The following is a 25,779-nucleotide window of genomic DNA, read 5'->3' as shown; positions in this document are numbered from 1 at the left end:
CTGTTGCGGACGGGAAACCTTGCGATAGCGGGACGAGATGCAACCGTATGCAACCGCCGTTGAGTACACCCGTTTGTAACAGGCCGCGGCTGTCTTACCCGAAAGAGTAGGGTAGGGACGAAGTCATTACTGACCTGTCCCCCCCTAGGAACCGTACGTGCGAGTTTCCCCGCATACGGCTCGGGTCTCAGCTAAATATCCCTTCGGACACCGGCTTCACAACAGTTCTACCTTGGTGGTGCACTTGCTTGTGACAGTTCGGGTGCAGCAGTACGCGATTTCCTAGCGCATCGGAGCCCCCGCGTATGCGAGGTTCGATGTGATGATCTTCCCATCCTGTTTCCTTGGTTATCTTGCACTGACACACTGCGCACAAGCCTTGCTGGGATAGATACAGCTTGATCCACTGCTTCCGGTGCGCCATGTTTTCCAACATACGCTCCTGTCGCAGCTTTTCGCCGTACCGTTCCTGCGTCGGATCGAAGGGATTGTAGTCCCCCCGAATCTTCTTGTGCCGCCGGATAGTCGTACCCGCAAGCGAGTACAGTTCTGTCCAGCCTACACTGCCGTTGCCGCTCACGAACTTGGTTCCGAACACCCAGTTTCGTTCGCCGACGGTTGCGAAATACTTCCTCCGCACCCATTCGGCCGACTTATGTGGATGTCGCCGCTTTGCCCACCGCCGTAGAGCAACAAATACTTCATGCTCCATGCGGGCGAACGCCGACTTAGCAACCACGGGACTGTGATACTGTGCCCAGCCCCGCAGCATCGGGTTTAACAGTCGAATTAGAACCGACTGCTCCACCGTCTTGTTGGTGCTGACGACTGCCTTCACCTTGCGATAGAACGCTTGCGCGTTTTTCTTGCTTGGCGTGATGAGCAGTGTTCCCGAGTACTTACGGAAATTCCACCCTAGGAAGTCAAAGCCGTCCGCGATGCTGACGATCCGCGTTTTCTCCGTCGATAGCGATAGCCCCCGTACTGCGAGGAACTGTTCTACCCACGGCTTCACTTCGCTTTCTAGGACCTCCGGCGTATCACCGGTGATTACGAAGTCGTCCGCGTAACGCACAACGTTCACTTTGAGCCTTTTCGCCTTGGTCACTCCCAACTTCGTTCCGAGGAACTGGGTCAGTTGCGTTTCCAAGCCGTTCAGCGCCACATTTGCCAGAGTCGGGGAAATGATGCCTCCCTGCGGAGTTCCGGCTTCGGTTGCCTGAAACTGGCCTTGAAATACCACGCCAGCCTTCAGCCACTTCCGAAGAATTGCTTTGTCCATTGGGACATTGCGTTCCAGCCAGTCGTGACTGATATGGTCGAAGCATCCTTTGATGTCTGCTTCCAGCACCCATTGAGCCGAGGCCTTCTGAGATAAGGAAACAAACAGCTGGGACATGGCATCCGCCGTGGATCGGTTGGTCCTGAACCCATAAGAGTTTGGATCGCTCGTTCCTTCGGACACCGGTTCCAGCGCCAGCAAATACAACGCTTGCATGGCTCGGTCCAACATGGTTGGAATGCCCAGAGGGCGCTCCTTCCCATTGGCCTTGGGGATGAAGACCCTCCGTAATGGCAAAGGTCTGTACCCCCGGCGCTTCAACCTCCCAATGGCTTCCCACCGGGCTTCAGGCGTTTTCCACTTTTCGCGATCGACGCCTGCCGTTCGCTCACCTTGGTTCATCGTCACTCGTCGTACCGCCAGTGCTTTGGCGGAGAACGAGCGGGTCAGAGACCGTTGCAGGGCTTTCACCCTGCGCGAGTCCCCTTCCTGTGTCGCCTTCGCAATTCGAATCTGTATCTCTCGAACGTTCCGCTCCACGCGGCGCCAATTAATGGCGCCCCAGGTTTGCGGCACGCCGGAGAGCGCAGATTCATCCTTGCGGATCAATGCTTCCATGCTGCTCTCCTATCTTGAGGATCTTCCCCAACATCAAGAGACAGCACGCCCCTTGAGGGACGTGTTGCCCCTCAAGGGAAGAAAATTTAAACAAGCGAGATCAGTCAGCCATCCTGCGACGATTGACCAGTTGGAAGTCTGCCCGCTTTCGCGTGGGATGATGTCTCAATCCCTATCCGGACCATTACAGCCCGGCGTTCGCTTTTTCCAACATCCCATACCCGCACAGCCAACAGCGTTCCTTGCGGTTCGCCTGCCTGAGCCAAACTGCGCCCCGGCAGCCATACGGGCTTACCACGTTCCCTGCGCATTACACGACTGGGTTAGGGTCTGCCTTTCCGCCGGTGGTCATCGTGGCGACGTGTCCCAAGGCTCGAGTGGGACAACCGACCACACACCGTTTGGTTAATGCCTAACAGCAGCTTTGGCATCTCAATCGTTACGACGTTTATCAGCAGTTCACTTACGTTACCCATACCAGTCAGCCTAGCGCCTCAACCCCGTTGCTGCTCGGAGCCTCCACCATCCTGTCTCACGACCTGATGGCACCCTTTCGGGGGCCGCATTGTCAGGAGAGCTTCACACCCCACCGTTACCAGTGACGCATGTCCCCCTAGGCTACTGCTAGTCGCATAGCAGGTTCTCTATCGTCACGCCCTTTCGGACATATCCGACCGAACCATAATGCACAGAGCTGTCGCTCCGGAACCTCACTTACTTACTGCGGTGCTCCTTTACAAGCGAGCGCTTGACGGCATCGGACGCTCTTGCGAGCGCTCGCTGTCGTCCCAAAGAACGTAGCGCCGTTCCATCCAGAACGGTTTGAATGCTATGTTGCGGCGGTACAACGGAAACTCCGCTGTCTAACCGCATACACCCTCCGAGGAGAGTGTGTACAGAGAACTCGCCCAAAGGCGAGCGTCCCCGCCCTTGGGCAATGGCTGGAAATCCATCCAGCAAAAGCAAGCTGTAAGGCGCCGATACTCTGGCTTCCTCACAACACATCGGACTCGCCCTAGCTGTTCGGCCGGGTTCGTCTAAGCAAGTAATTGGTCGAGATTGGACGGTTCAGGCCGAGGCCCTTCCCTTGTCTCGACAAAGGTCGATGCTCCTTACGTTGGAGCTACCCGGACACGAGAATGCGTGTCGCACCAAGCCCACCGATTATAGCGGTGCCTTTTTCTGCACGGAGCCCTGCGCAAGTCCGGGTTTTCGCTAGTTCTGGACGCCTTCTTCACAGCGGGAACACGGTGTGCAAAGCCGTGCCACAGCCCCGGCTTTTCGTATTGTGAGAAGGCCAACGTTGCGATGGATTTTGTAACCCGGCTTGCAGTCAAATCGTGCGGCTGTTAAAAAAAGACCCCCCTACCGGCGGTCTGCCGTACCGGTCCGTTGCATGCTGTCTGAATTCCTTGCCGCCTCCTGCCGTCGCTTTCCCCGCCGCCGCCTGAGTGTTGCCGTACTGGCTGCCTGGGGGATGACGGCGTGCGCGCAGACGCCGCAGGACCTCCAGTCCCTGGCCCCGCCGCGCATTCAGGAGGCCCGGCCGGCTCCGCCCGTGCTGGCGATGGCCGCGCCGGCCGATGATCTGCTTGGTGCCTTGATTGCCGGCGAGCAGCCGCCGCCCAAGGCGGCGGAGCCGCCCGCCGCGCCGGCACCGGCCGACGCACAGGTGGCACAAGCCGCCGCGCCGTCCGACGACACCTTTGTCGGCCCGCCCGATTCCGCCGCCCCTGCGCCTGCCCCCGTGGTGCTGTTCCCTGCCAGGCTCGGCCACTTTGTCGCCGAACCGCCTGCGCAAGCCGACAGCGGCGACGCAACGCCGTCCGACGCGCCGCCGGTGCTGCGCTCGCAGCTGCCGGCCGACGATGCCGCGGTCGATTCGGTCTGGCGCCTCAGCTACAGTGGCCGCGCCGCCGCCGAAGAGCGCGACGCCACCATACGCGCCTGCGCCGGCGGCGCATTGTCCACGGGCATCGGTCACGGCCTGGCCTGCCGCAGCGCGGGCGAGGTCAAGATCCGCGAGTCGGTGCTCGACCTCGACGGCGGGGCCCAGGTCATGCTGATCGCCCAGGCCCGCGGCACCGATGCCACGTCCGTCAACGGCCGGCCCGCGGCGGTCGATCCCTACGCGCTGGTGCCGCAGTTCTATACGGCCGTGAATGGCCTGTCGGTGCTGGACGGAGCCACCATGTGGGCCGGCCGCCGCGACAGCGACCCGTTGCTGATGTCGTCCGGCCTGCTGCCGCCCAATTCCGCGGCCATGCGTTTCGGCGTGGACAACGCACGCATGCTCGGCAATGTCGGCCTGAACTACCAGTACACCGCCCGCAACGACCAGAACGGGCAGAACCTGCCCAGCTACCACTCGCTGCGCACGGCGCCAATCACGACCAATCCGCAGGGTTCGGTGCAACTAGGCTTCACGCGGGTCGAGGCCCAGTCGCTCGTGACCGATTCGGGCAGCGCATGGTGGGCATCGGCGCTGCACGAGCAGAAAGGCGTGCTGGCGGGGACCAACCGCGTCGGGCTGCAATTCGGCTCCGGTGCGCGCAGCGCCATGGCGGGCTATACGGGCATGGGGCCGTCGCTGTCGCGCGTGCGGGTCGCGGAATCGCTCGAGTGGAAGGGGAAATCCGGGCTGGGCGGTTCGGTCGAATCGAGCATGCAGTTCGACCGCTCGCCGGTCGGTACGCTGCAGTGGGCGGCCACGCGGATCCGCCCGGCGTATGTTGCCAGCGACCAGTTCAAGCTGGTCTTCGAGGTTGCGCGGGATCAGATCTCGTCCGGGTTCGGCACCAGCGGCCAGCGCACCGCGCTGACCGTCGCGCCGACGCTGACGCTGGGCAAGGCCGCCGGCAATGCGAACCTGCGCGCGTTCTACACCTACAGCCGCGCGACCGATGTCGATGGCCTCGCCTTCACGGCCCCGGCCGAGGCCTGGGCCACGCAGAACAGCGGCTCGATCTTCGGCGTGCAGCTCAATCGGCGCTGGTAGTAGGGGCCGGCCTGGCCTGGCGCCAGTGCGCCGCGGGCGCGACCTGCGCCGCTGTGGCCGGCTTGTGGCACAGCCAGTGGAACAGCAGCGTAGCGCTCAGTCCGCCGGCAATCTGCGCGATCACGAAGCCCGGCACATCGACGGGACGGATGCCGGCGAAGGTATTGGTCATCGCGCACGCAATGGTCAGCGCCGGGTTGGCGAATGATGTCGATGACGTGAACCAGTAGCCGGCGGTGATGTAGCCCGCGACGACAAACGGCACCAGGCCCGGGCGGGTGCGGAGCGTGCCGATCCCGACCCCGACCAGCCCGAACGTCGCCACGAACTCGCTCCACCACATCGGCAGGCCGGTGCGGCTCTGTGCCGACCACGCCAGCACTGGTTCGCCGAACATCGCATGCGCGGCCATGACGCCAGCGATGCCGCCGCCGATCTGCGCCAGCGCGTAGCCCAGCGCGGTCCATGGCGAGAGCGTGCCTTGCACCAGCGCCGACAGGCTCACTACGGGATTGAAATGCCCGCCGGACACCGGTCCCAGCGCAACCAGCAGCGCCACGAGCCCTGCACCGGTGGCCAGCGCATTGCACAGCAGCGCCAGGCCGGTATTGCCACCGGCCAGCCGCTCTGCGCGGATGCCCGAACCCACCACCACGGCGATCAGCAATGCCGTACCCAGTCCCTCTGCCACCAGCCGGCGCGAAAGCGTACTCACTGCTGCGCTCCCGTGAAGGCGGTCATCGACAGTCGGGTCATGCGGGGCGGCCGCGTCGCGCGGCGCAAGGTCTTCAGGGGCATGTGTGGCCAGGGTGCGGGCATGTCCTGCACGGAACAGGACACCAGGCCGAAAGAGAGGACGACAGCAGCGTGGCAGCGGGATGCGCAACGTCGCCTGAGACGACGCCTCGATCGGAGACAAAACCGGCGCACAGGCATGGTGCGCCGGAACGCGAAGTTTTCCGCCGGCTGCCATGGGCGTCAATGCGCCCGCGCGATCTTGTGAACAGACCGCAGGTATCGAATCAGGGCGCGCCTAACGCGTGCCCAACGCGGCGTGCCCGATTCAGCGGTTGCTGGCCGCGAGCTTCAGGCCGAATCCCACCAGTGCCACGCCGGCCAGCCGCGTGGCCAGCTTGCGCGCAAACGGCAGCGCCTGGAGCTTGCGGGCGACCGCGTTGCCGACCAGCACCAGCCCGGCCTGGTACAGCAGGCTGATCAGCGTGACGTGCGCCATCATGGCGGCCAGCGTCAGCGGGGGCGAATCGGGGCGCAGGAACAGCGGAAAGAACGCGACGAAGAACAGGATCACCTTGGGGTTGGTCAGGCTCACGGCGAACCCCTGGCGGAAGTACACCCTGGCGGTCTTGTGCGGTTCCGGCGTCGCGGGTGCGTCGGACAGACGCGCGCGCAGCAGCTGGATGCCCATCCAGCAGAGGTAGGCCGCGCCGAACCATTGCAGCCCCTGGAACAGCAGCGGGTTTGCCTGCATCACCGCGGCCAGCCCCGCCACGGCGGCGACCATAAAGGCCAGGTCGCCCAGCAAGGTGCCCAGCACCGCACCCATGCCCGCGGCAACGCCGTTGCGCGCGGTGGCGTTGAGGATGGCGATGGTGCCCGGCCCGGGGATTAGCTGGAACACCAGGATCGCAAGCAGGAAGCTGTAATAGTTCTGGATGTCGAACATGAAAGTTTCCGACGGATATTGCGGCAAAAGGTGCCGATCAGGCATGGTACTGCACAGCGGGCCGTGCGCGCGTGCGTGAGTGAGAAGCGCCGCGGCGCCGTCCTAAACTAAGCTGTTGGCGCTTCATCAGACCGGCCAGCGGGGGCATGCCCCTGCCACCAGACCTTGGAGACCGCCCATGTGGCGTCGTTTGCTGCCGCAGCCGCGCTGGCTGCCCCGCCTTGCGGTCATGCGTCCCCATCGGGTGGTGGTCGGCTGCTTTGCGGCGGTACTGCTGCTTACGCTGGTGGTCGCGCTGCGCGACCTGTACCTGGTACGCGAGCGCGAGTTGCGGAACCGGCAGCACAGCCTGGAACTGCGCGCGCTGGGTGTCGAAGCCGTGCTCGATGCCGAGCGGCGACGGCTGGCGTACGTCGGCAGCTATGCGGAGCGGCTGTTCGATATCCAGGCGAGCGCGGACGCGGTGGCCGCCGACGCAGCGATGCAGCAGGCCTACGCGCAGCGCAATGCGCCGGTCTGGCAGATGAAACTTCCGCTGGAAGATCCGCCGCTGATCGGCGTCGGGCCCGCGCAGCTCACAGGCTTGAACAGCTTCGAGCGCCGCGACGCGGACCTGATGGCCGACCTGTACGTAGGACGGATGATCAGCCAGCTGCTGGGCCTGGGCGTGCGTTCGGACCACATCCAGGGCAGCGCATTGTTCATCTCCCGCAACGGCTTTTTCGTGGCCTATCCGCCCGTCGACCCGGCCATGGCCGCACGCATGCTGCAACGCTTCGACAGCGTGCCGTACTACCGAAGCCAGACCCCCGAACTCAACCCGGGACGCGAAATCTACTGGGCGCCGCTGTATGCGGATTTCCAGAGCAAGCGGCGCATGACCACGCTCAGCGTGCCGATCTATGCAGGGCGGCAGTTCCGCGGCGTGGTGGCCATCGATGTCGAGCAGACCCGGCTTGACGAGCTGCTGCGTGCTGCGAGCGAGCCAGGCGCGGTCCGTTACATGATGAACGTCCATGGCGATGTACTGGCGGTAGGCGATGAACCAGTCAGGACCGTCAGGAAATGGCCCGATGCCGTGCCGGGCAACTGGCGCGACCATGTGCCCGCCGACCTGTTCACGCGCGGGTCCGGCATCATGCAGCGCGATGGCGACTACCTGCTGTTCCATCGCGCGCCGCAAAGCCCCTGGGTGCTGATCGATGTCGTGCCGGCGCGCGAGCTGTACGAAAGCATGCTGGCGCGCATGAGCCGGCCGCTGCTGGTGATCTGGGCGCTGTTGCCATTCCTGCTCTGGATCACGCTCAAGGTCGTGACGCAGCTCTTCGACCACTACATCGCGCTCGGTGAAAAGCTGCAGGAACTCGCCCAGCAGGACCCCTTGACCGGCCTGTCCAACCGGCGCCGCATGCGCGAACTGGCCCAGTACGCGCTGGAGCGCCAGAGGCGCGAAGGACAGCCGCTGGCATTGCTGATGATCGATATTGACTTCTTCAAGAAGGTGAATGACCGCTGGGGTCACGCGAGCGGCGACAAGGTACTTGTGCAGCTTGCCCGCACCCTGCGCGCGACGATGCGCTCAGTGGATTTGCCGGCCCGGATGGGCGGTGAGGAATTCGCAGTACTGCTGCCGAACACCAGCCTTGCCGAGGCCGCGCAGAGCGCCGAACGCCTGCGTGGCGCCATTGCCGCGTGCGCGGTCGAAGCCGATCCCGAAGCGGGCGTAGAAGCAAGCGTAGAAGCGGGCGTCGAAGCGTCGGACCGCGTCATCCGCTTCACCATTTCCGTCGGCGTGGCCGAAGCCCCCGCCGACGTGCCGCCGGACACGCCGGTGACACTCGACGGCCTCGCCGCGATTGCGGACCGGCGCCTCTATGACGCCAAGACGCACGGCCGCAACCGCGTGGTCAGCGACGACAGCCTGCACGCGGCGGCTGTACCGCAGCTGCAGGCGAAAGCGTGAGCCCGGGGAAGGCCGCAAAAAGCCGCCGCGAAAGTGGCCCCGATCAGCGCAACAGGAAGGCGATATCCTCCACGCCGATCTTTGCGACAGGAATGCCGCGACGGCGCTGGAACAGGATGTGCTGCTGCACGCGGCTGCGCTGTTCAGCGAACACAGTGGGATCGATGGGCGTGCCGATGCGCATGTAATGCTGCACGAGCAGCTTGTAGGCGCGGTGGCGGATCTGTAGGGCGTCGGCCTCGGCGCGCAGCCGCTTCATCTCGGCGGGGCTCCGATCGACAGCCTGGTGAAGTTCATCCACCGTGCGCGCGTGCAGTTCGCGGTAGACATCGCGCTCGGCCTCGGCGTGGTGCAGTTCATCGCGCAATGCGCGGATCTTCTGCTGCAGCTTCAAGGTCTGCGCCATGGCCTGCTGCACATTCCTTGCCGCGCCCAGCGCGTGGCTGGCCGCGGCCATGGTGCTCTTCCAGATGCCGCGCTCGGCGACATCGGTTTCCTTCGGCCAGCCGATTCCTGCCTCGGACAGCGTATCCATATTGACCCCCATGTAGAAACAGCCTGAACCGGCCGCGCATTCTGTGTGCGCGATACCGATACCTCTTCGGCATCTGGCAATCGTAAAGATATGTCTATCGACAGCGAAGTCAAAACTTTTTAGATCTGCTTTGTATCAGGGGGCGAGCGGGCGGATGGCGGCGTGCCGGAACGGCGGCGCGAAAACAAAAAGCCCGACTCGGATGAGTCGGGCTTCTGATGTTCTGGTGGCCTGGGACGGAATCGAACCGCCGACACAAGGATTTTCAATCCTCTGCTCTACCGACTGAGCTACCGGGCCAAAGAAGCGAAACTATAGCAATGGATCCGGTGCCCGTCAAGCGTTCATTGCATCACTGCTCAGCGGGTTCCTGCTTGTTGCGGCCCAGTTCCACGCCGAGCTGCTTGAGCTTGCGGTACAGGTGCGTGCGCTCCAGGCCGGTCTTCTCCGCCACGCGGGTCATGCTGCCGTGTTCGCGCACCAGGTGGTACTCGAAGTAGGCACGCTCAAACAGGTCGCGCGCCTCGCGCAGCGGCATGTCGAACGAGAAATGCATTTCCGCTTCAGGCGGACGGGCCGCGCTGCTGCCATTAGGCGCGGCTTCACTGCTGGCCTCGGCGGCTGCAGGCGCCAAGGCAGCGTCCACGGCAGGCGCCGCGGGTGCGGGCGCCGCGGCGGCCGTCGCGCGCGGGCGTTCGATGCCGCGGGCCAGGCCCTGCTCGACCGCCGACAGCAGCTTCTGCAGCGCGATCGGCTTTTCCAGGAAATTCAGCGCGCCGATCTTGGTGGCCTCGACCGCGGTGTCGATGGTGGCATGGCCCGACATCATGATCACGGGCATCGTCAGCTGGCCTTGCGCGGACCACTCCTTGAGCAGCGTCACGCCATCGGTATCCGGCATCCAGATATCGAGCAGTACGAGGTCAGGAGTCGTGCCCGCCCGGTATTCGCGTGCCTGCTGCGCGTTTTCGGCCACCTCGACCACATGGCCTTCGTCACTCAGGATTTCCGAGAGCAGTTCCCGGATTCCCATTTCGTCATCGACTACGAGGATGGTTGCCATACTTCCCCTCTTAACCCCACCATAGCGTTCCGTGACGGACCGCCAAGTTGACTATGCCAGTTTAACGAACAGGATCGAGATCTGTGCACCGACGATCTCGGCACCGTCCATTCGATTGCGCAGTTCAATGCGCGCGCCGTGTTCGTCAATGATCTTCTTTACCATTGCCAGGCCGAGGCCCGTGCCCTTGGCTTTGGTGGTCACATAAGGCTCGAATGCACGGCTCAGGATGCGTGGTGCAAAGCCGGGACCATTATCCGCAATGGTTAGCTTGACTGCCTGGCGGTTTTCGCCGGCAGAATCTTTGTATTCTACAGTCTCGGTGTGTAGAGCGATACGGGGCGCAGCCCTACCCGCCGCGACGTTCTCGGTCGCGGCATCCTGCGAGTTCTGCAACAGGTTGTGTATCACCTGGCGCAGCTGCGTCGGGTCTCCCTTGATCTCGGGAAGACCCGGGTCCAGCGCCGCATGGATCACCGGATGCTCATGCACGGCAGGATCGTCGATGCCATACAGGTGCAATACCTCCGAGACCAGCGCGTTGATCTGCAGCGACTGCAGCACCGCGGGCGGCGTGCGCGCATAGTCGCGGAAGTCGTCGACCATGCGCTTCATGGCGGCCACCTGGTTGACGATGGTGGCCGCACCGCGCTTGAGGACCTCCGCGTCCTTGTCTTCAAGCTTCGGCGAGAGCTTCATCTGCAGGCGTTCCGCCGAGAGCTGGATCGGCGTGAGCGGGTTCTTGATCTCATGCGCAAGGCGCCGGGCCACCTCGCCCCACGCCACCGACCGCTGAACCGAAATCACGTCGGAGATGTCGTCGAACACGACCACGTAGCCGGGCTCGTCGCGTTCGGCGCCGGGCAGACGCGCACCGCGCACCAGCAACGTCAGCGGCTGCTCTTCATGGCCTTGCGGCAGTTCGATCTGCTTCTGCCAGTGCTCGGCACCTCCGAGCACTTCGCGCGTGCTCTGATCGGAAAAGGCCTGGCGCACGATCTCGCCGAACGGGCCCATGCCAGGGATATGTTCCATCGGCAGCCCCAGCACGGCGCCGAACGGCTGGCGGAAGATGCGCTCGGCACCGGGGTTGGCGGTGATCAGCACGAAGCGCCGGTCAAACACCAGCACGCCGGCGGTAAGGTTCTGCAGCACGCTTTCCAGATAGGCCTTCGATTGCTCCAGCGCGGTGCGGTTTTCCTCGACCGCGAGGCGCGCTTCGGCGAGCTGGCGGGTCATCTGGTTGAACTGCTGCGTGAGCATGCCGAGTTCATCGCGGCTCTTCAGTTCGCGCTTGGGCGAGAGGTCGCCTTCGGCCACCTCCTTGGTCCCCTGCACCAGCATCAGCAGCGGGCGCGCGAGCTGGCCACCGAGCAGCAGCGCGAGCATCACCGCGATGAACACCGCGAGGAACAGCGTGAGCGTCAGCGTGCCGATGTACATCTTGCGCAGGCCGGTGCGGCCCAGCGCCTTCTCCTGGTATTCCTGGTAGGCGCGCTGCACCTCGTCCGCGTTGCGCGCGAGCACGGCCGGCACGGGATGCACGACCTGCAGGTAACGCTCTTCACGCACGGTGTCGCCCACCAGGCCGAACCCGCTCGACGGCGAATCTTCGGGCCGGCGTTCCACCGAGAGGCCGGAGCCGGCCCAGCGCGCCTTCGGCGCGGCGCTGGCGCGCGGGGCGCTTGCCGCGGCTGCGGCCGTGCCCGTGTCGCCGGCGGGCGCGGTGCCGAGCGGGATGATCACGCGCAGCCGGTACAGGTGGCTGCTGTCGATACGCTCCGTGCGGTTGCCGTCCACGGACGGATCCGTCCCGCCTTCTACCGCGGCGTAGCCGCCCGCCAGGCGCGCCTGCTCGGCCAGCACGCCAGAAGGCAGGTCGGGGACCAGCGTGGCATAGCTGCTGGAAGCCGTGGCCAGCACGCGGCCGCTGCCGGTGAAGATCGCGGCTTCCTGTACGCCGTATTGTTCGCGCAGGCGGTTGAGTTGCAGCGAGGTGGCCATGCCGGACGGTCCGCTCAGCTGTTCGGCCATCAGGCGCGCCTTGCCCTGCAGGTCGGCCAGGGAGCTGTCGATAGTGGCGCGACCCAGGTTCAGGCCCGCTTCGAGCGCGGTTTCCACGCGCACATCGAACCACGATTCGATGCTGCGCGAAACGAACTGCAGCGACACCAGGTAGATCAGCACGCCGGGCAGCACGCCCACCACGCCGAAGAACACGGCGAGCTTGGTCATCAGGCGCGTGCCGAACTTGCCGCGGCGATAGCGCAGCCACAGCGTCAACGCCAGCGCGCCGACCGTGATCACCAGCAGCGCGCCGACGACCAGGTTGATCTTGAACAGCAGCGTGAAGTAGCGGTCGAAGAATTCCGTGTTGGCCGAAGCGCCGGCCAGCAGGCCCACCAGCACCAGCGCCAGGAATACGATGATCCCGGCCACCACCCGGTAAAGCACGCGGCGGAACCGGCTGTCCCAGAGACTGCTGCTGTTCATGGCTGGCCGGGGACTGACTGCACCAGCGCGAAGGGCGAGAGTGCGGTCGACACGGTCTGGGCGAACGGGCTGCCACGCGTTTCGGCCGCCGCGGCAGGTGCCGAGGCGGGTAGCGCAGGCGATGCCGGCATGGCCGGCGAGGCCGGCAGCGCTGGCACGGGTACGGGTACGGGCGCGGGTGGCGGCGCCGGCGGCGGCGCGTTCAGGTCAGTGGGCACGGTGTAGATGAAACGGCGCCAGTCCGAAGCCAGGTTCCATTCGCGCGTATTGACCGCGTTGATCTGGAACGGCTTGGGCAGTTGCGACAGGTCCAGCTTCATGCGTACTTCGGCATGATAGGACTCGCCGGGCTTGACCGCGCCACGGTCGAATACGCGCCAGCCATGCACGCGCTGGATGAACTGCAGCGCGCTCTTCAGGCGCGCGAACGGGACCTGCAGGCCGCCCGTGGAGACGCGGTACTGGCGCGTGAGCGGCTGGTAGGACAGCCGGATGCTACGGCTGGTATTGACGGGCTTTTCGTCGAACCAGTACCAGCGCGGGCGGGTGAGCTGGAACTCGACCATGAAATACAGCGAGATGCCCTTGTTCAGCGCATCTTCGAGCGCCGGCGGCAGGTCGAAGTCGAAGCTCGCGGTCAGTTCGAAGGCGTTGTCCTGGTATTCGATGCGCGCCTCGGTGGCTTCGATGGCTTGCGCCCCGACGGCGCCAGCCCACAGCAGGCAGGCCAGCACCAATGCAAGCGCCGCGCATGCGCGCCGCAGCAGGCCGGCCGTGTCACCGCACCACGCTCCGGCGACCGCGCGCGCGCGGTCTGCAGGGACGCAGAAGTCTGACAAGCGCAGCGTGCTCACCATCGGATCAGATCAGGCGGTTTTCTGGAAGCGGGCGTAGAAGAAGCCATCATGATCAGACGGCAGGCCGACCCGGCCAGCATCGTCGTCGCCGGCGGGCTGTGTTGCTTGTGAACCGGGCAATAGCTGTCCCGGTGCTTCCAATCGTATCGCATCTGTCAACTGTGCACCAAACCAGCGCGCCTGCTCCTCCCCTTCCGTTGGGAAAATAGAACAGGTGACATAGACCAGAATGCCGCCCGGCTTGAGCAGCGGCCAGAGTTGCGAAACGATGCGTCGTTGTTCATTGACAAGCCGGGCGATATCGGCTTCGCGGCGCAGCCAGCGGATATCGGGGTGGCGGCGCACGATGCCGGAAGCGGAGCACGGCACGTCGGCCAGGATGCGATCGAACGGCTGTCCGTCCCACCAGTCGCCGGGCCGGCTGGCGTCGCCCACCACGATATGCGCGCGCTGGCCCAGTCGGGACAGGTTCTCGTCGATGCGGGCGGCGCGCTGGGCGTCGCTTTCGACCGCGGTCACGTCGATGTCGGCCAGTTCCAGCAGGTGGCCGGTCTTGCCGCCCGGTGCGGCGCAGGCATCCAGCACGCGCATGCCGTCGGCAACTTCGAGCAGCGGCGCGGCCAGTTGCGCGCCGGCATCCTGCACCGACACGTCGCCCTGCGCGAATCCCGGAATCTGCGTCACCGGGAATGCGCGCACCAGGCGCACGGCCTGGGCGCCGATGGCCTGTCCCGCCAGGCCGGCATTGGCCAGCTCGGTCAGGTATTGCTGCAACGGGATGCGTGCCGTGTTGACGCGCAGCGTCATCGGCGGGCGCACGTTGGCGCTTTCCGCCAGTGCTGTCCACTGGTCGGGATAGGCCTCGCGCAGCATGCGCAGCCACCATGCCGGCAGGTTCCAGCGGGCTTGCTCATCGCGGTTCACTTCTGCCAGCAGCGCCTTCTGTTCACGCAGGAAACGCCGCAGCACGGCATTGACGAGGCCGCGCGCGTGCGCAGTCTTGGGTTCGGAGGCGGCGGCACTGACCGCCTGGTCCACCACGGTAAACGCGCTGTAGCCGCCGCGGCCCACCTTGGCCGTGTCGCCCTCCTCGCCTTCGAGCAGCAGCGACAGCGCGACAGCCAGCAGGGAGTCCACCTGCGCACCGGGCGGGCGCGTGACCAGTTGCGTCACCAGCGCGCGCGCGGTGCCGAACTGGCGCATGGTGCGGTAGGCCAGGTCCTGCAGGGCGCCACGCGTGGCGGCATCGCGCACGCGGTCCAGGCGCAGGTGCGTGGCAGTATCTTCAATGGCCTGCGGCAGGGCCGTGCCTTCGTTGACGGCACGCACGGCCATGGCGGCGCCGAGCATCTGGAAGGCAAGCGATTCGTGGGGCAGGCGCATATAGGTAAGGCTTAAGACAATAGGACAAAGGGCGTGGCAACGGCTGCCAGGCCAGGCCAGGCAGGCGCACGCGGCGCCACGCGGGCAAGAAAAAGCCCGCTGGCCTGGCAGGCAAGACAGCGGGCAGTTTACCCTGTGCGGGGCGTGGCGCCCGGTTTTGGGCGCCGCGGCCTGGCGGGCGTCAGGCCGGGTAGGTACCGGTCTGGGCCATCTGCATCAGGCGCGCAATGCGTTCCTCGGTCGCCGGGTGGGTCGAGAACAGGTTGGCAATGCCGCCACCCGACAGCGGGTTCATGATCATCATCTGCGCCGTGGCCGGATGCTCTTCCGCGGCCTGGAACGGGATGCCCTGCGCATAGCGGTGGATCTTGTCCAGCGCGCTGGCGAGCGCCTGCGGGTCGCCGCTGATCTCCGCGCCGCCGCGGTCGGCTTCGAATTCGCGCGCGCGGGAAATCGCCATCTGGATCAGCGAAGCGGCCAGCGGCGCCAGGATCGCCACGGCAATGCTGGCGATCGGATTGCTGCGGTTGCCGTTCTCGTCGCGTCCGCCGAAGAACATCGCCATGTTCGCCAGTGCCGAGATGGCACCGGCCATGGTCGCGGCGATGGTCGAGGTCAGGATGTCGCGGTGGCGCACGTGCGCCAGTTCGTGCGCCATGACGCCGCGCAGTTCGCGCTCGGACAGCACGCGCAGGATGCCGGTGGTAGCGGCGACTGCCGCGTGTTCGGGGCTGCGGCCGGTGGCGAACGCATTGGGCGCGTCCTCGTTGATCAGGTAGACGCGCGGCATCGGCAAGCCGGCGCGCTGCGACAGTTCCTGCACCATGCCGTAGAACTGCGGCGCGCTGCCGGCGTCGACTTCCTGCGCGTTGTACATGCGCAGGACCATCTTGTCCGAGAACCAGTAGGAGAAGAAGTTCATGCCCAGCGCCATCAGCAGCGCGAACATCATGCCGTTGCGTCCGCCGATCATGCCGCCGATGACGATGAACAGCGCCGTGATGGCGGCCATCAGCATGAAGGTCTTGACCCAGTTGAACATTGACGTGATCTCCGTGTAGTCGTTCCGCGCGCCGCCGCCGATGCGGGGCGCGCTGAACATTAGATAGGGATGAAACGCTGAAAATTCAACGGCTTCGCGCCGCCGGGGAGATTCAGCGCTGGGCCAGGGCCAGCCGCGCGCCCAGGCCGATGAAGGCTGTGCCCACCAGGCGATCCAGCCAGCACTTCAGGCGTGGCGCCTGCCCGACACGGCGCGTCAGCGTCCCGGCCAGCCACGCCACCAGCGTGTTCCACAGGGTCGACATCAGCACCATGATCGCGCCGAGCAACAGGAAAGCCAGCGCCTGGCGCGGCGCGTGCGGGTCGACGAACTGCGGGAAGAACGAGACGAAGAACAGCACCACCTTCGGATTCAGCACATTGGTGAGGAATCCCTGCATGAACAGCGCCCGCAGGCCGCGCCGCGCGGACGGGGTGCCGGCGGCATCTGCCGAACCCTCGGGTCGGCGCCAGATCAGCCGCAGTCCCAGCCAGACCAGATAGGCCGCACCAGCGAACTTGATGACGGTAAATGCCGTTGGCGACGCCGCCAGAAGCGCAGTCAGGCCGAAGGCCGTGGCCAGCGCGTGGACGCAGCAGCCGGCGCTGACGCCCAGCGCCGACATCACGCCGGCGGCGCGGCCCTGGGCGACGCTGCGCCCGACGATATAGGCGGTATCGGGGCCGGGCGTGATGTTGAGCAGGAACACCGCGCCGACAAAGAACGGAAGATCGGTAATGCCGAGCATGGGTCTTGCCGGACCGGGCCGGCGCGCAGGGGATGCCCGATTATGCCCCGGCCGCGCTGTCCGCGCCTTCCACGGGTATGGCGAAGCGCGTTCCCGGCGGCAGCGGCGTACCCTGCAGGAACTGTTGCGCGGGCTGGCGGCGGCCGCCGGGCTTCTGCAGTTCCGTGACCTGCAGCGCGCTGCCGTTGCCACAGGCGATGATCACGCCGCTGGCGTCAGCGGCCAGCACCGTGCCCGCCGGATGGGGCAGGCTCGTGCCGGCGGACAGCGGCACCGCTTGCCAGCACTTGATCACAGTGCTGTCGAGCTGCAGCGTGGCACCCGGAAACGGGTTGAACGCGCGGACCTGGCTGGCCAGCTCGGCCGCCGGGCGGCGCAGGTCCAGCGGGGCTTCGTCCTTGCCGATCTTCTCGGCGTAGGTGACGCCGGCATCGGGCTGCGGCGTGGCGGGCAGTGTCTCGCCCGCGGCGAGCTTGCGCAGTGCGTCGACGATCATGCGGCCGCCCAGCGACGCCAGCTTGTCATGCAGCGTGCCGGTGCTGTCGTCGGCGGCGATCGGCACCGATTCGCGCGACAGCATCGCGCCGGTATCCAGGCCTTCGTCCATCTGCATCAGCGTGATGCCGGTCTCGGCGTCGCCGGCTTCGATCGCACGGTGGATCGGCGCGGCGCCGCGCCAGCGCGGCAGCAGCGAGGCGTGGATGTTCAGGCAGCCCAGCCTAGGCAGTTCCAGTACTTCGGCCGGCAGGATCAGGCCATAGGCGGCCACCACCATCACGTCAGGCGCGATCTTCGCCAGCGTGTCGACGGCAGCGGCGGCCTCTTCCGGGTACTTGCCGGTGCGGCGCAGCGAGCGTGGCTGCAGCACCGGCTCAAGGCCGTTGGCGACGGCGTACTGCTTGACGGGGCTCGCCTGCAACTGCATGCCGCGGCCGGCCGGGCGGTCCGGCTGGCTGAGCAGGGCGACCACCGGGAAACCGGCGGCGTGGATGGCTTCAAGCGCGACACGCGCGAATTCGGGCGTGCCGGCAAAGGCGACACGCAGGGACTTGGCTGCGGACATGACTGGCTCCCTGATGTGGACCTGAAGTGGACCTGAAAACATGCGGACCTGAAAACAGAACCGGCCGCATAGCGGCCGGTACGTGTTTGACTTCGGAAGCCATAACGATAGCAGACAAGGCGCGGCGGTCCCAGCCTTGGCGCCGTGCGCGCCTGTTACATGCGCACGCGTTCGCGCTTGTGCAGCTTGGACCTGATTCGGTTCTGCTTGAGCGGCGACAGGTATTCGACGAACACCTTGCCGTGCAGGTGGTCCATCTCGTGCTGGATGCAGACGGCCAGCAAGTCATCGGCGTCGAGCTCGAAGGTTTCACCCTTTTCGTTGAGCGCGCGCACACGCACGCGGTCGGGGCGCTCCACGCGGTCATAGACCTCGGGCACCGACAGGCAGCCCTCTTCCCAGATCTTGTGGTTCTCGCTGGCCCAGACAATCTCGGGATTGATGAAGACCTGGAGCTGATCGCGCGTCTCCGACACGTCGATCACCACCACCTGCTCGTGGACGTTGACCTGCGTGGCCGCCAGGCCGATGCCGGGTGCCTCGTACATGGTTTCCGCCATGTCCTTCACCAGCTGGCGGATGCGGTCGTCCACTTCCTTGACGGGTTTCGCCACGGTGTGCAGACGGGGATCGGGATAGGTCAGGATGTCGAGTTTTGCCATGATGCTAGGGCGCAACGCCGGCTGCTCTGGGCTGTCCGGCCGCGTTGCGGCGGCGGGGGATTACATGCAGAATCGGGGCGCTAGTACAAAAATTCAAGGCGCGCCGCAGCAGGCACGCTCTCCAGGGTCAATCCGGCTGTTCTGCCAGCCGGCTCACGAAAATGCGCGATCTTACCAAAGAACACCAGGCGGCGTCGGGCCGCAGGCTGCATGCGTTCACCCTCGCCATGTTGAGTGCTGCCGGCGTCACTGCCGCGGCAAGTGTTCCAGCCATGGCGGCAGACCTCACGGTTTCACCCGCCCAGCACGCCGAAGCCCAGCGTGTGGCGCAGCAAGGGATTCCCGCCACCGATCTCTCGCCCAATGCGCCGTCGCAGTACACGGTCCGCAATGGCGACACGCTGTGGGGCATCTCGGGGCAGTACCTGCGCCAGCCGTGGCGCTGGCCCGAGCTATGGGGCATGAACCGGCAGCAGGTCCGCAATCCTCATCTTATCTACCCCGGCCAGGTCCTGTACCTGATCCAGCGCGATGGCCGGGCCTGGCTGTCGACCACGCCGGGCGCCAACGGCACCGTCAGGCTGACGCCGGCCGTGCGTGGCGACGCCGAAGGCGCCGCCATTCTCAGTATCGCGTCCAAGGACATCGAGCCGTTCCTGATCCGCCCGCTGGTGGTGGACGAGGGCACGCTGGCAACGTCGGCGCGCATCGTCGCGGTGCCCGAGTCGCATGTCTACCTGGGCCGCGGCGACAGCGCCTACGCGCGCGGCATCGCGCCGGACACGGCTGCTGTCGGCAGCGACTGGCAGGCGTTCCGGCCGGTCACACCGGTCTACGACCCGGTCACCGGGCAGGTGCTCGGGTATGAGGCCGAGTATGAAGGCAATGCGCGCCTGACCCGCGAGCCCGGTGGTCCCGACGCGGTGTCCACGCTGCGCGTGACGCAGGCGCAGCAGGAAATGGGCGTGGGCACGCTGCTGTTGCCCCAGCCGATGCGCGAGGCCGTGCGCTACGTGCCGCGCGCGCCGGAGACGCAGGTCGACGGCCGTGTCGCCAAGGTCTACGGCGGTGTGCAATACGGCGGTGCCAAGCAGGTCGTGGTGCTCAATGTCGGCGCCAATGTCGGACTGGAGCCGGGCCACGTGCTGGCGCTCTCCCGCACCGGCGAAGTCGTGAATGACCGGACCGACGGCAATCGCCATATCGCGCTGCCGGACGAGCGCTATGGGCTCGCCTTTGTGTTCCGCGTGTTCCAGGGCGTGTCCTATGCACTGGTGACCGACGCCTCGAACGTGATCGAGGTCGGCGACCGCGTCATCTCCCCGCGTTGATGGCCGGCCAGGCGCCGGCCGCCGCATGGCCGGACGCGGCACGTGACGCGGACGACACGCTGGCGTGGCTGCGACTGGCCAGCGCGCCGGGCATCGGCCCGGTGACGGTGCGCCTGCTGCTGGCGGCATTCGGCCTGCCGCAGCAGGTATTCACGCAAAGCGTGGAAGCGCTGTCGTCGGTGGTGCCGCGCAAGCTCGCGGCCGCGGTCCTGGCTGCGCCGGGCGCCACCTTGAACCAGGCGCTGGCCAAGACCCTGGCGTGGCTCGAGCAGCCCGGCAACCACCTGCTGACGCTGGTCGATCCGCGCTACCCGGTGCGCCTGCTCGACCTGACGGATCCCCCGCCGCTCCTGTATATCAAGGGCGACCCCGCCGCGCTGGCGCGGCCGGCGCTTGCCATCGTCGGCGCGCGCGCAGCCACGGCGCAGGGCAAGGCCGACGCCGAGGCATTCGGCAGGTCCTTCTCGCTGGCGGGCCAGACGGTGGTCTCGGGGCTGGCGCTGGGTGTGGATGCGGCGGCCCATGAGGGCGGGCTGGCGGGAGAAGGCGGTACGGTTGCGGTGATCGGCACCGGGGCCGACCGGGTCTACCCTGCGCGTCACCTGAAACTGGCACACCGCATCGCCGAACACGGCGCGATCGTCAGCGAGTTCCCGCTGGGCATGCAGGGGTTCAAGGACAACTTCCCGCGGCGCAACCGCCTGATCGCGGCCCTGGCGCGCGGCGTGCTGGTGGTGGAGGCGGCGGCGCGGTCGGGCTCGCTGATTACCGCCCGTCTCGCCGCCGACCTGGGCCGGGAGGTGTTTGCCATTCCGGGGTCCATCCACGCGCCGCTTTCGCGCGGCTGCCACTTTCTGATCCGCCAGGGGGCCAAGCTGGTCGAATCGCCAGAGGACGTGATGGAAGAATTCGGCCTGTCGGTCCAGTTGGAAAAAGTGACGAATTCAGTACCTATGAGGTCCAAGGTCACTGATGATCCACTGCTCGCCGTGCTGACCCACGAACCCCTCACGCTCGACACGCTGTGCGAGCGCAGCGGGCTGGCGCCGGAAATGCTGGCGACGCGGCTGCTCGAGCTGGAACTGGAAGGGCGCGCGGAGCGTCTACCGGGGAACCTCTTCCGCAGTCTGTCCTAGACTTCGCCAGTGGCCCCGGACCCATTGCCGATACAATCGGCGGGCCCCGGTGCCCCGAGAGGCTCATGTTTGAACTGCCATGACCGTTTACTTTCCCGAACGTGACGTTGCCGCCATCGGCGCAGCGCTGTCCGCCCGCCCGCAAGGCCGGCTGGTCGCCTGCCTGTGCGCGCAATGGTGCGGGACATGCCGGGATTACCTGCAGGCGTTCTCCGCACTGGCCGCGCGCCACCCGGAGGACTGCTATGTGTGGATCGATATCGAGACGCATGCGGACCGGCTTGACGATATCGATATTGAGAATTTCCCCACGCTGCTGGTCCAGCCGGTGGCGGGGGGGCCGACGCAGTTCTACGGCACGCTGCTGCCGCATATCGAGGTACTGGAACGGATGCTCGCACGGGGCACGGCCATGCCTGGTGCGCAGGCGGACGTCCCGGAAGTGCTGGAGTGGTTGCTTGCCGGGGGGCGGCGCGCGGCGTAGCGGCGGATTTCACGCCACTGCGGCTGGCTTGCACCGCCGTTGAAACCGCGCTTATGATTGGCGCCTCAAAGCCCCCCGGGGGCGATGTCTACTTATATTGCAGTGCAAATCGCGCGTTGCCGGAAGCAACCCGCAAGGACCCGTTCAATGTCAAAAGCCCTCATCATCGCGGAAAAGCCATCGGTCGCGGCCGATATCGCCCGTGCCCTCGGGGGCTTTACCAAGCACGACGAGTACTTTGAAAGTGACGACTTCGTGCTGTCGTCTGCCGTGGGCCACCTGGTGGAAATTGCCGCGCCCGACGAATACGAGGTCAAGCGCGGCAAGTGGAGTTTCGCCAACCTGCCGGTGATCCCGCCCCACTTCGACCTGCGCCCGATCGCCAAGACCGAGTCGCGCCTGAAGGTGCTCAACCGCCTGATCAAGCGCAAGGATGTCACCGGCCTGATCAATGCCTGCGACGCGGGACGCGAGGGGGAACTGATTTTCCGGCTGATCGCCCAGCAGGCCAAGGCCAAGCAGCCGATCCGCCGGCTCTGGCTGCAGTCGATGACGCCGCAGGCGATCCGCGACGGCTTTGCCAGCCTGCGCGAAGACCAGGACATGCTGCCGCTGGCCGATGCCGCGCGCTGCCGTTCCGAGGCCGACTGGCTGGTCGGCATCAATGGCACGCGTGCCATGACCGCCTTCAACAGCAAGGGCGGCGGCTTCTTCCTGACCACCGTCGGCCGCGTCCAGACGCCGACGCTGTCGATCGTGGTCGAGCGCGAAGAGAAGATCAAGCACTTCGTCCCGCGTGACTACTGGGAAGTGCATGCCGAGTTCATCGCCGCCGCCGGCCTGTACGAAGGCCGCTGGTTCGATCCCAAGTTCAAGAAGAACGAGTTCGATCCCGAAGCCCGCGACTCGCGCCTGTGGAGCGAGGCCGAGGCCAGGAGCATCGTCGCCGCATGCCGCGACAAGCCCGGCACCGTCACCGAGGAATCCAAGCCGTCGACGCAGCAGTCGCCGGCGCTGTTTGACCTGACCACGCTGCAGCGCGAGGCCAACTCGCGCTTCGGCTTCTCGGCCAAGAATACGCTCGGCCTGGCGCAGGCCCTGTATGAAAAGCACAAGGTCCTGACGTACCCGCGTACCGACGCGCGCGCGCTGCCCGAGGACTACCTGGACACGGTCAAGCAGACCATGGACATGCTGGCCGACAGCTCGCCCAACTACCTGCCGCACGCCAAGAAGATCCTGGCGCAGGGCTGGGTCAAGCCGAACAAGAAGATCTTCGACAACAGCAAGATCAGCGACCACTTCGCCATCATCCCGACGCTGCAGGCGCCCAAGAACCTGTCGGAGCCGGAGCAGAAGCTGTACGACCTGGTGGTGCGGCGATTCCTGGCGGTCTTCTTCCCGGCGGCGGAGTTCCAGGTCACGACCCGCATCACGGTAGTGGCTGGCCATCACTTCAAGACCGAAGGCAAGGTGCTGGTCAACCCGGGCTGGCTCGTGATCTACGGCCGCGAGGCGCAGGGCGACAAGGACGCCAACAACCTGGTGCCGGTGGCCAGGGACGAGAAGGTCAAGACCGACAAGGTCGAGAGCGTGGGCCTGACTACCAAGCCGCCCGCGCGCTATAACGAAGCCACGCTGCTGTCCGCCATGGAAGGCGCCGGCAAGCTCGTGGACGATGACGCGCTGCGCGAAGCCATGGCCGGCAAGGGCCTGGGCACGCCGGCCACGCGCGCGGCCATCATCGAAGGCCTGCTGACCGAAAAGTACCTGGTGCGTGAAGGCCGCGAGCTGATCCCGACTGCCAAGGCGTTCCAGCTGATGACGCTGCTGCGCGGCCTGGGCGTGCTGGAGCTGACGCAGGCCGAGCTGACCGGCGAGTGGGAACACAAGCTCTCGCAGATTGAGCGCGGTCGCCTGAAGCGCGACGAGTTCATGCTCGAGATCGCGCAGATGACGCAGCAGATCGTCAAGCGCGCCAAGGAATACGACAGCGACACCATTCCCGGCGACTACGCCACGCTGGACACCCCGTGCCCGCAGTGCGGCGGCCAGGTGAAGGAAAATTACCGCCGCTTTGCCTGCACCGCGTGCGAATTCTCGATCAGCAAGATCCCCGGTGGCCGCCAGTTCGAGATCGACGAGGTCGAGGAACTGCTGCTGAAGAGGGAAATCGGCCCGCTGCAGGGGTTCCGCAGCAAGATGGGCCGGCCGTTTGCCGCCATCCTCAAGATCGCCAAGGACGACGAAGGCCATTACAAGATGGAATTCGATTTCGGCCAGAACGACGACGAGGGCGACGGCGAGCCGGTCGATTTCAGTGGCCAGGAGCCGGTCGGCACCTGCCCGAAGTGCAGTGGCGCGGTGTTCGAGCACGGCATGAAGTACGTGTGCGAGAACAGCGTGGGCAGCCCGAAGAGCTGCGACTTCACCACCGGCAAGATCATCCTGCAGCAGGAGATCAGCCGCGAGCAGGTTGGCAAGCTGCTGAACGATGGCCGCACAGATCTGCTGACGGGCTTCAAGTCGTCGCGCACGGGCCGCAACTTCAAGGCCTTCCTGGTCAGGCAGCCCGACGGCAAGATCGGCTTCGAGTTCGAGGTGCGCGAACCCAAGGCGGGCGCCAAGACGGCTGCCAAGACCGCGTCGCGCGCGGCCGCCAAGGGGGACGAGACCGAGGCCGCTCCGGCAAAGGCGCCGGCGAAGAAGGCTGCGGCCACCAAGACCGCCGCCAAGACGGCAGCGACCAAGACCGCGGCCAAGAAGGCGCCCGCCAAGACGGTCGCGGCCAAGAAGACCCGCGCCGCGGGCAAGGCCACGGTCGAAGCCGAGGAATGAGCGTCTAGAAGCGGCAAGAGGCGACGGCGCGTCGGCGCCTGCCTCCTGTTGCCTGGCTTATGAAATCTGCTCGCGGTTCCGGACGCCCTCTTCCAGCAGGAAGTCAATGAACGCCCGGACCTTGGTCGGCAGGAACTTGCGGCTTGGGTAGACCACGCTGACATCGCGTCGTGGCAACTGGTATTGCGGCAGGACGTGCACGAGGCTGCCGGACTCGATATTCTGCTTGGCCAGGTAGGACGAAAGCATCGCCACGCCCATATTCGCCAGCGCCGCCTGATGCGCGAGTTCGGCGTTGCTGCACAGCAGTCCCGGACGGATCGGCACCGTCACTTCGCCTTCGGGCCCGAGCAGCGTCCACTCGTGTTCCACGTTCGGCAGCCGCATCGCGATGCAGCGGTGATTGGTCAGCTCGTGCGCATGGCGCAGCGGCGGGTGCATGCGGACATATTCGGGCGATGCGCACAGCACGATCTCGGCCGAGATCAGCGGCCGGGCCACCAGATGCGAGCCCAGGCCCAGGTCCGACAGCATGACTGCGACGTCGCGCCCCTCTTCGACGATATCCACGTTGCGGTCGGACAGCAGCACATCGAACACCACTTCGGGGTATTGCTGCTGGAACCGGGCCATCAGGCTCGGCAGCAGGTGCAGGCCGAACATCACTGGTGTCACCAGGCGCAATGTTCCGGATAGTGACTGGCTGCGCGCCGTCACCACGCCTTCGGCTTCTTCCACGTCTTCGAGGATCTGCTGGCAACGCTGCAGATAGGTTTCCCCGGCGTCGGTCAGGGACAGGCTGCGGGTCGTCCGGTTCAGCAGCCGCGTACCCAGGTGGCTTTCCAGGTCCGCGACATAGCGCGTCACGACCGCATTGGACATCTCCAACTGCTGCGCCGCACGAGCAAAGCTACCCAGCTCCACCACTTTGGCAAACACGCGCATCGATTGCAGGCGATCCATGACATAGTCTCCCGTCGTTTCCCTGAATTTTTCCTCGTTCAGACGACTTTATTGTTGGAATCAAAACTAATCATTGTGGCAAGCGGTATTTATTGATATCAGGGAAACGCCTAATATCTAGCCATCGGATGCCGCATCGCAGCAAGTCAGACTGTCGAATCAGGCATCACAGCTGAAGAAATACTGAGCCATGAAAACCACTCGCCATACCCTGATTGCCGTTGCCACTCTCGCCGCAGCCCTATTCGCCGCTCCGGTGTTTGCCAAGTCCGGCAAGTTCGATCCGTACGCCGACGGTGCCAAGGCCGGCAAGTACGACGTATACAGCGACGGTGCCAAGGCTGGTAAGTACGACGTGTACAGCGATGGCGCCAAGGCCGGCAAGTTCGACACCTACAGCGACGGCGCCAAGTACGATCTGTCTTCCGACCGCATGCCCCTGTAATCAGGGCCTGCAAACCGCGGTCCGGGGCCGTATCTCCCCTATCCGGCCCCTTGGCTTCAACCTGGTCTCCACAGGTCGTTTGGAGAGTGTCTGACAGACCTCTCCGCATTTATTGGAGAAGAAGCCCGCACTGGTTGCGGGCTTCTTTGTTTCTGCGCCCGATCAGACCAGCATCTGTTGACAGGCATTAT

General features: G+C 65.5%; 20 protein-coding genes and 1 tRNA gene. 7 read left to right on the top strand and 14 right to left on the bottom strand.

Features of this window, described 5'->3' with window-relative positions; all coding sequences use genetic code 11:
* Window positions 1-187: 187 nt before the first annotated feature.
* Complete coding sequence (gene ltrA / locus KHO22_RS05235; protein ID WP_211946044.1) at window positions 188-1,900, bottom strand: group II intron reverse transcriptase/maturase; 1,713 nt, start codon at window positions 1,898-1,900, stop codon at window positions 188-190.
* A 1,396-nt stretch (window positions 1,901-3,296) separates the two neighbouring features.
* Here ltrA and KHO22_RS05230 point away from each other — a divergent pair.
* The gene (locus tag KHO22_RS05230; RefSeq protein WP_211946043.1) at window positions 3,297-4,898 is read left to right on the top strand and encodes a carbohydrate porin; all 1,602 of its coding nucleotides are present in this window, start codon (window positions 3,297-3,299) and stop codon (window positions 4,896-4,898) included.
* Here the strand turns inward: KHO22_RS05230 and KHO22_RS05225 are convergent.
* Both KHO22_RS05225 and KHO22_RS05220 read right to left on the bottom strand, forming a co-directional pair.
* Window positions 4,882-5,613: an aquaporin gene (locus KHO22_RS05225; RefSeq protein WP_211946042.1), complete on the bottom strand. Its 732-nt coding sequence runs from the start codon at window positions 5,611-5,613 to the stop codon at window positions 4,882-4,884. The genes KHO22_RS05230 and KHO22_RS05225 overlap by 17 nt on opposite strands.
* 348 nt (window positions 5,614-5,961) lie before the next feature.
* Complete coding sequence (locus KHO22_RS05220) at window positions 5,962-6,582, bottom strand: LysE family translocator (protein ID WP_211946041.1); 621 nt, start codon at window positions 6,580-6,582, stop codon at window positions 5,962-5,964.
* A 178-nt stretch (window positions 6,583-6,760) separates the two neighbouring features.
* On the opposite strand from KHO22_RS05220, the gene KHO22_RS05215 reads away from it, so the two are divergent.
* Window positions 6,761-8,545 carry a diguanylate cyclase gene (locus tag KHO22_RS05215; protein WP_211946040.1) on the top strand — a complete coding sequence of 595 codons (1,785 nt, stop codon included), beginning with the start codon at window positions 6,761-6,763 and terminating at the stop codon, window positions 8,543-8,545.
* Window positions 8,546-8,588: 43 nt separating this feature from the next.
* Here the strand turns inward: KHO22_RS05215 and KHO22_RS05210 are convergent, their stop codons facing one another.
* The 10 genes from KHO22_RS05210 to def form a co-directional block, all read right to left on the bottom strand.
* The gene (locus tag KHO22_RS05210; RefSeq protein ID WP_211946039.1) at window positions 8,589-9,080 is read right to left on the bottom strand and encodes a hypothetical protein; all 492 of its coding nucleotides are present in this window, start codon (window positions 9,078-9,080) and stop codon (window positions 8,589-8,591) included.
* Between the two features lie 224 nt (window positions 9,081-9,304).
* Window positions 9,305-9,380: transfer RNA gene (locus tag KHO22_RS05205), tRNA-Phe, on the bottom strand.
* Window positions 9,381-9,432: 52 nt separating this feature from the next.
* The gene (locus KHO22_RS05200) at window positions 9,433-10,143 is read right to left on the bottom strand and encodes a response regulator (protein WP_211946038.1); all 711 of its coding nucleotides are present in this window, start codon (window positions 10,141-10,143) and stop codon (window positions 9,433-9,435) included.
* A gap of 51 nt (window positions 10,144-10,194) precedes the next feature.
* Window positions 10,195-12,636 carry a sensor histidine kinase gene (locus tag KHO22_RS05195; protein ID WP_211946037.1) on the bottom strand — a complete coding sequence of 814 codons (2,442 nt, stop codon included), beginning with the start codon at window positions 12,634-12,636 and terminating at the stop codon, window positions 10,195-10,197.
* Window positions 12,633-13,493 carry a DUF4390 domain-containing protein gene (locus KHO22_RS05190; RefSeq protein ID WP_211946036.1) on the bottom strand — a complete coding sequence of 287 codons (861 nt, stop codon included), beginning with the start codon at window positions 13,491-13,493 and terminating at the stop codon, window positions 12,633-12,635. Before KHO22_RS05190 ends, KHO22_RS05195 begins: the two co-directional genes overlap by 4 nt.
* Before the next feature lie 9 nt (window positions 13,494-13,502).
* Window positions 13,503-14,876: a 16S rRNA (cytosine(967)-C(5))-methyltransferase RsmB gene (gene rsmB, locus KHO22_RS05185; RefSeq protein WP_211946035.1), complete on the bottom strand. Its 1,374-nt coding sequence runs from the start codon at window positions 14,874-14,876 to the stop codon at window positions 13,503-13,505.
* A 181-nt stretch (window positions 14,877-15,057) separates the two neighbouring features.
* Entirely contained in the window at window positions 15,058-15,918 is an 861-nt protein-coding gene (htpX, locus tag KHO22_RS05180; protein WP_211946034.1) for a zinc metalloprotease HtpX, read from the bottom strand.
* 112 nt (window positions 15,919-16,030) lie between these two features.
* A complete protein-coding gene (locus KHO22_RS05175) occupies window positions 16,031-16,666 on the bottom strand; it encodes a LysE family translocator (protein ID WP_211946033.1) in 636 nt (211 codons plus the stop codon).
* Between the two features lie 40 nt (window positions 16,667-16,706).
* Window positions 16,707-17,729 (bottom strand): methionyl-tRNA formyltransferase, encoded by a 1,023-nt coding sequence (gene fmt / locus KHO22_RS05170; RefSeq protein ID WP_211946032.1) that lies wholly within the window; start codon window positions 17,727-17,729, stop codon window positions 16,707-16,709.
* A 155-nt stretch (window positions 17,730-17,884) separates the two neighbouring features.
* Window positions 17,885-18,391 (bottom strand): peptide deformylase, encoded by a 507-nt coding sequence (gene def, locus KHO22_RS05165; protein ID WP_211946031.1) that lies wholly within the window; start codon window positions 18,389-18,391, stop codon window positions 17,885-17,887.
* Between the two features lie 161 nt (window positions 18,392-18,552).
* Here def and KHO22_RS05160 point away from each other — a divergent pair, with 161 nt between their 5' ends.
* The 4 genes from KHO22_RS05160 to KHO22_RS05145 all read left to right on the top strand — a co-directional run bounded on the left by KHO22_RS05160 (window position 18,553) and on the right by KHO22_RS05145 (window position 24,180).
* A complete protein-coding gene (locus tag KHO22_RS05160) occupies window positions 18,553-19,722 on the top strand; it encodes a LysM peptidoglycan-binding domain-containing protein (protein ID WP_211946030.1) in 1,170 nt (389 codons plus the stop codon).
* The gene (gene dprA, locus KHO22_RS05155; protein ID WP_211946029.1) at window positions 19,722-20,858 is read left to right on the top strand and encodes a DNA-processing protein DprA; all 1,137 of its coding nucleotides are present in this window, start codon (window positions 19,722-19,724) and stop codon (window positions 20,856-20,858) included. The genes KHO22_RS05160 and dprA overlap by 1 nt, the downstream gene beginning before the upstream one ends.
* Before the next feature lie 79 nt (window positions 20,859-20,937).
* Window positions 20,938-21,342 carry a thioredoxin family protein gene (locus KHO22_RS05150; RefSeq protein ID WP_211946028.1) on the top strand — a complete coding sequence of 135 codons (405 nt, stop codon included), beginning with the start codon at window positions 20,938-20,940 and terminating at the stop codon, window positions 21,340-21,342.
* A gap of 147 nt (window positions 21,343-21,489) precedes the next feature.
* Window positions 21,490-24,180 (top strand): DNA topoisomerase III, encoded by a 2,691-nt coding sequence (locus KHO22_RS05145; protein WP_211946027.1) that lies wholly within the window; start codon window positions 21,490-21,492, stop codon window positions 24,178-24,180.
* Between the two features lie 57 nt (window positions 24,181-24,237).
* Here the strand turns inward: KHO22_RS05145 and KHO22_RS05140 are convergent, their stop codons facing one another.
* Window positions 24,238-25,143 carry a LysR family transcriptional regulator gene (locus KHO22_RS05140; protein WP_211946026.1) on the bottom strand — a complete coding sequence of 302 codons (906 nt, stop codon included), beginning with the start codon at window positions 25,141-25,143 and terminating at the stop codon, window positions 24,238-24,240.
* A gap of 190 nt (window positions 25,144-25,333) precedes the next feature.
* Here KHO22_RS05140 and KHO22_RS05135 point away from each other — a divergent pair, with 190 nt between their 5' ends.
* Window positions 25,334-25,588, top strand: coding sequence for a hypothetical protein (locus KHO22_RS05135; RefSeq protein ID WP_211946025.1), 255 nt, complete (start codon window positions 25,334-25,336; stop codon window positions 25,586-25,588).
* Window positions 25,589-25,779: the final 191 nt, after the last annotated feature.

Origin of the sequence: Cupriavidus yeoncheonensis (assembly GCF_905397275.1) — a bacterium.
GTDB lineage: Bacteria > Pseudomonadota > Gammaproteobacteria > Burkholderiales > Burkholderiaceae > Cupriavidus > Cupriavidus yeoncheonensis.
Note: the sequence above shows the minus strand (reverse complement) of the source record. Positions and strands in the feature narration are given on the sequence as shown.

What these genes read in the sequence shown, in the direction of transcription:
- ltrA (WP_211946044.1), bottom strand. Translation starts at nt 1,900, where the DNA reads ATGGAAGCATTGATCCGCAAGGATGAATCTGCGCTCTCCGGCGTGCCG.
- KHO22_RS05230 (WP_211946043.1), top strand. Translation starts at nt 3,297, where the DNA reads ATGCTGTCTGAATTCCTTGCCGCCTCCTGCCGTCGCTTTCCCCGCCGC.
- KHO22_RS05220 (WP_211946041.1), bottom strand. Translation starts at nt 6,582, where the DNA reads ATGTTCGACATCCAGAACTATTACAGCTTCCTGCTTGCGATCCTGGTG.
- KHO22_RS05215 (WP_211946040.1), top strand. Translation starts at nt 6,761, where the DNA reads ATGTGGCGTCGTTTGCTGCCGCAGCCGCGCTGGCTGCCCCGCCTTGCG.
- KHO22_RS05210 (WP_211946039.1), bottom strand. Translation starts at nt 9,080, where the DNA reads ATGGATACGCTGTCCGAGGCAGGAATCGGCTGGCCGAAGGAAACCGAT.
- KHO22_RS05200 (WP_211946038.1), bottom strand. Translation starts at nt 10,143, where the DNA reads ATGGCAACCATCCTCGTAGTCGATGACGAAATGGGAATCCGGGAACTG.
- KHO22_RS05195 (WP_211946037.1), bottom strand. Translation starts at nt 12,636, where the DNA reads ATGAACAGCAGCAGTCTCTGGGACAGCCGGTTCCGCCGCGTGCTTTAC.
- KHO22_RS05190 (WP_211946036.1), bottom strand. Translation starts at nt 13,493, where the DNA reads ATGGTGAGCACGCTGCGCTTGTCAGACTTCTGCGTCCCTGCAGACCGC.
- rsmB (WP_211946035.1), bottom strand. Translation starts at nt 14,876, where the DNA reads ATGCGCCTGCCCCACGAATCGCTTGCCTTCCAGATGCTCGGCGCCGCC.
- htpX (WP_211946034.1), bottom strand. Translation starts at nt 15,918, where the DNA reads ATGTTCAACTGGGTCAAGACCTTCATGCTGATGGCCGCCATCACGGCG.
- KHO22_RS05175 (WP_211946033.1), bottom strand. Translation starts at nt 16,666, where the DNA reads ATGCTCGGCATTACCGATCTTCCGTTCTTTGTCGGCGCGGTGTTCCTG.
- fmt (WP_211946032.1), bottom strand. Translation starts at nt 17,729, where the DNA reads ATGTCCGCAGCCAAGTCCCTGCGTGTCGCCTTTGCCGGCACGCCCGAA.
- def (WP_211946031.1), bottom strand. Translation starts at nt 18,391, where the DNA reads ATGGCAAAACTCGACATCCTGACCTATCCCGATCCCCGTCTGCACACC.
- KHO22_RS05160 (WP_211946030.1), top strand. Translation starts at nt 18,553, where the DNA reads ATGCGCGATCTTACCAAAGAACACCAGGCGGCGTCGGGCCGCAGGCTG.
- dprA (WP_211946029.1), top strand. Translation starts at nt 19,722, where the DNA reads ATGGCCGGCCAGGCGCCGGCCGCCGCATGGCCGGACGCGGCACGTGAC.
- KHO22_RS05150 (WP_211946028.1), top strand. Translation starts at nt 20,938, where the DNA reads ATGACCGTTTACTTTCCCGAACGTGACGTTGCCGCCATCGGCGCAGCG.
- KHO22_RS05145 (WP_211946027.1), top strand. Translation starts at nt 21,490, where the DNA reads ATGTCAAAAGCCCTCATCATCGCGGAAAAGCCATCGGTCGCGGCCGAT.
- KHO22_RS05140 (WP_211946026.1), bottom strand. Translation starts at nt 25,143, where the DNA reads ATGGATCGCCTGCAATCGATGCGCGTGTTTGCCAAAGTGGTGGAGCTG.
- KHO22_RS05135 (WP_211946025.1), top strand. Translation starts at nt 25,334, where the DNA reads ATGAAAACCACTCGCCATACCCTGATTGCCGTTGCCACTCTCGCCGCA.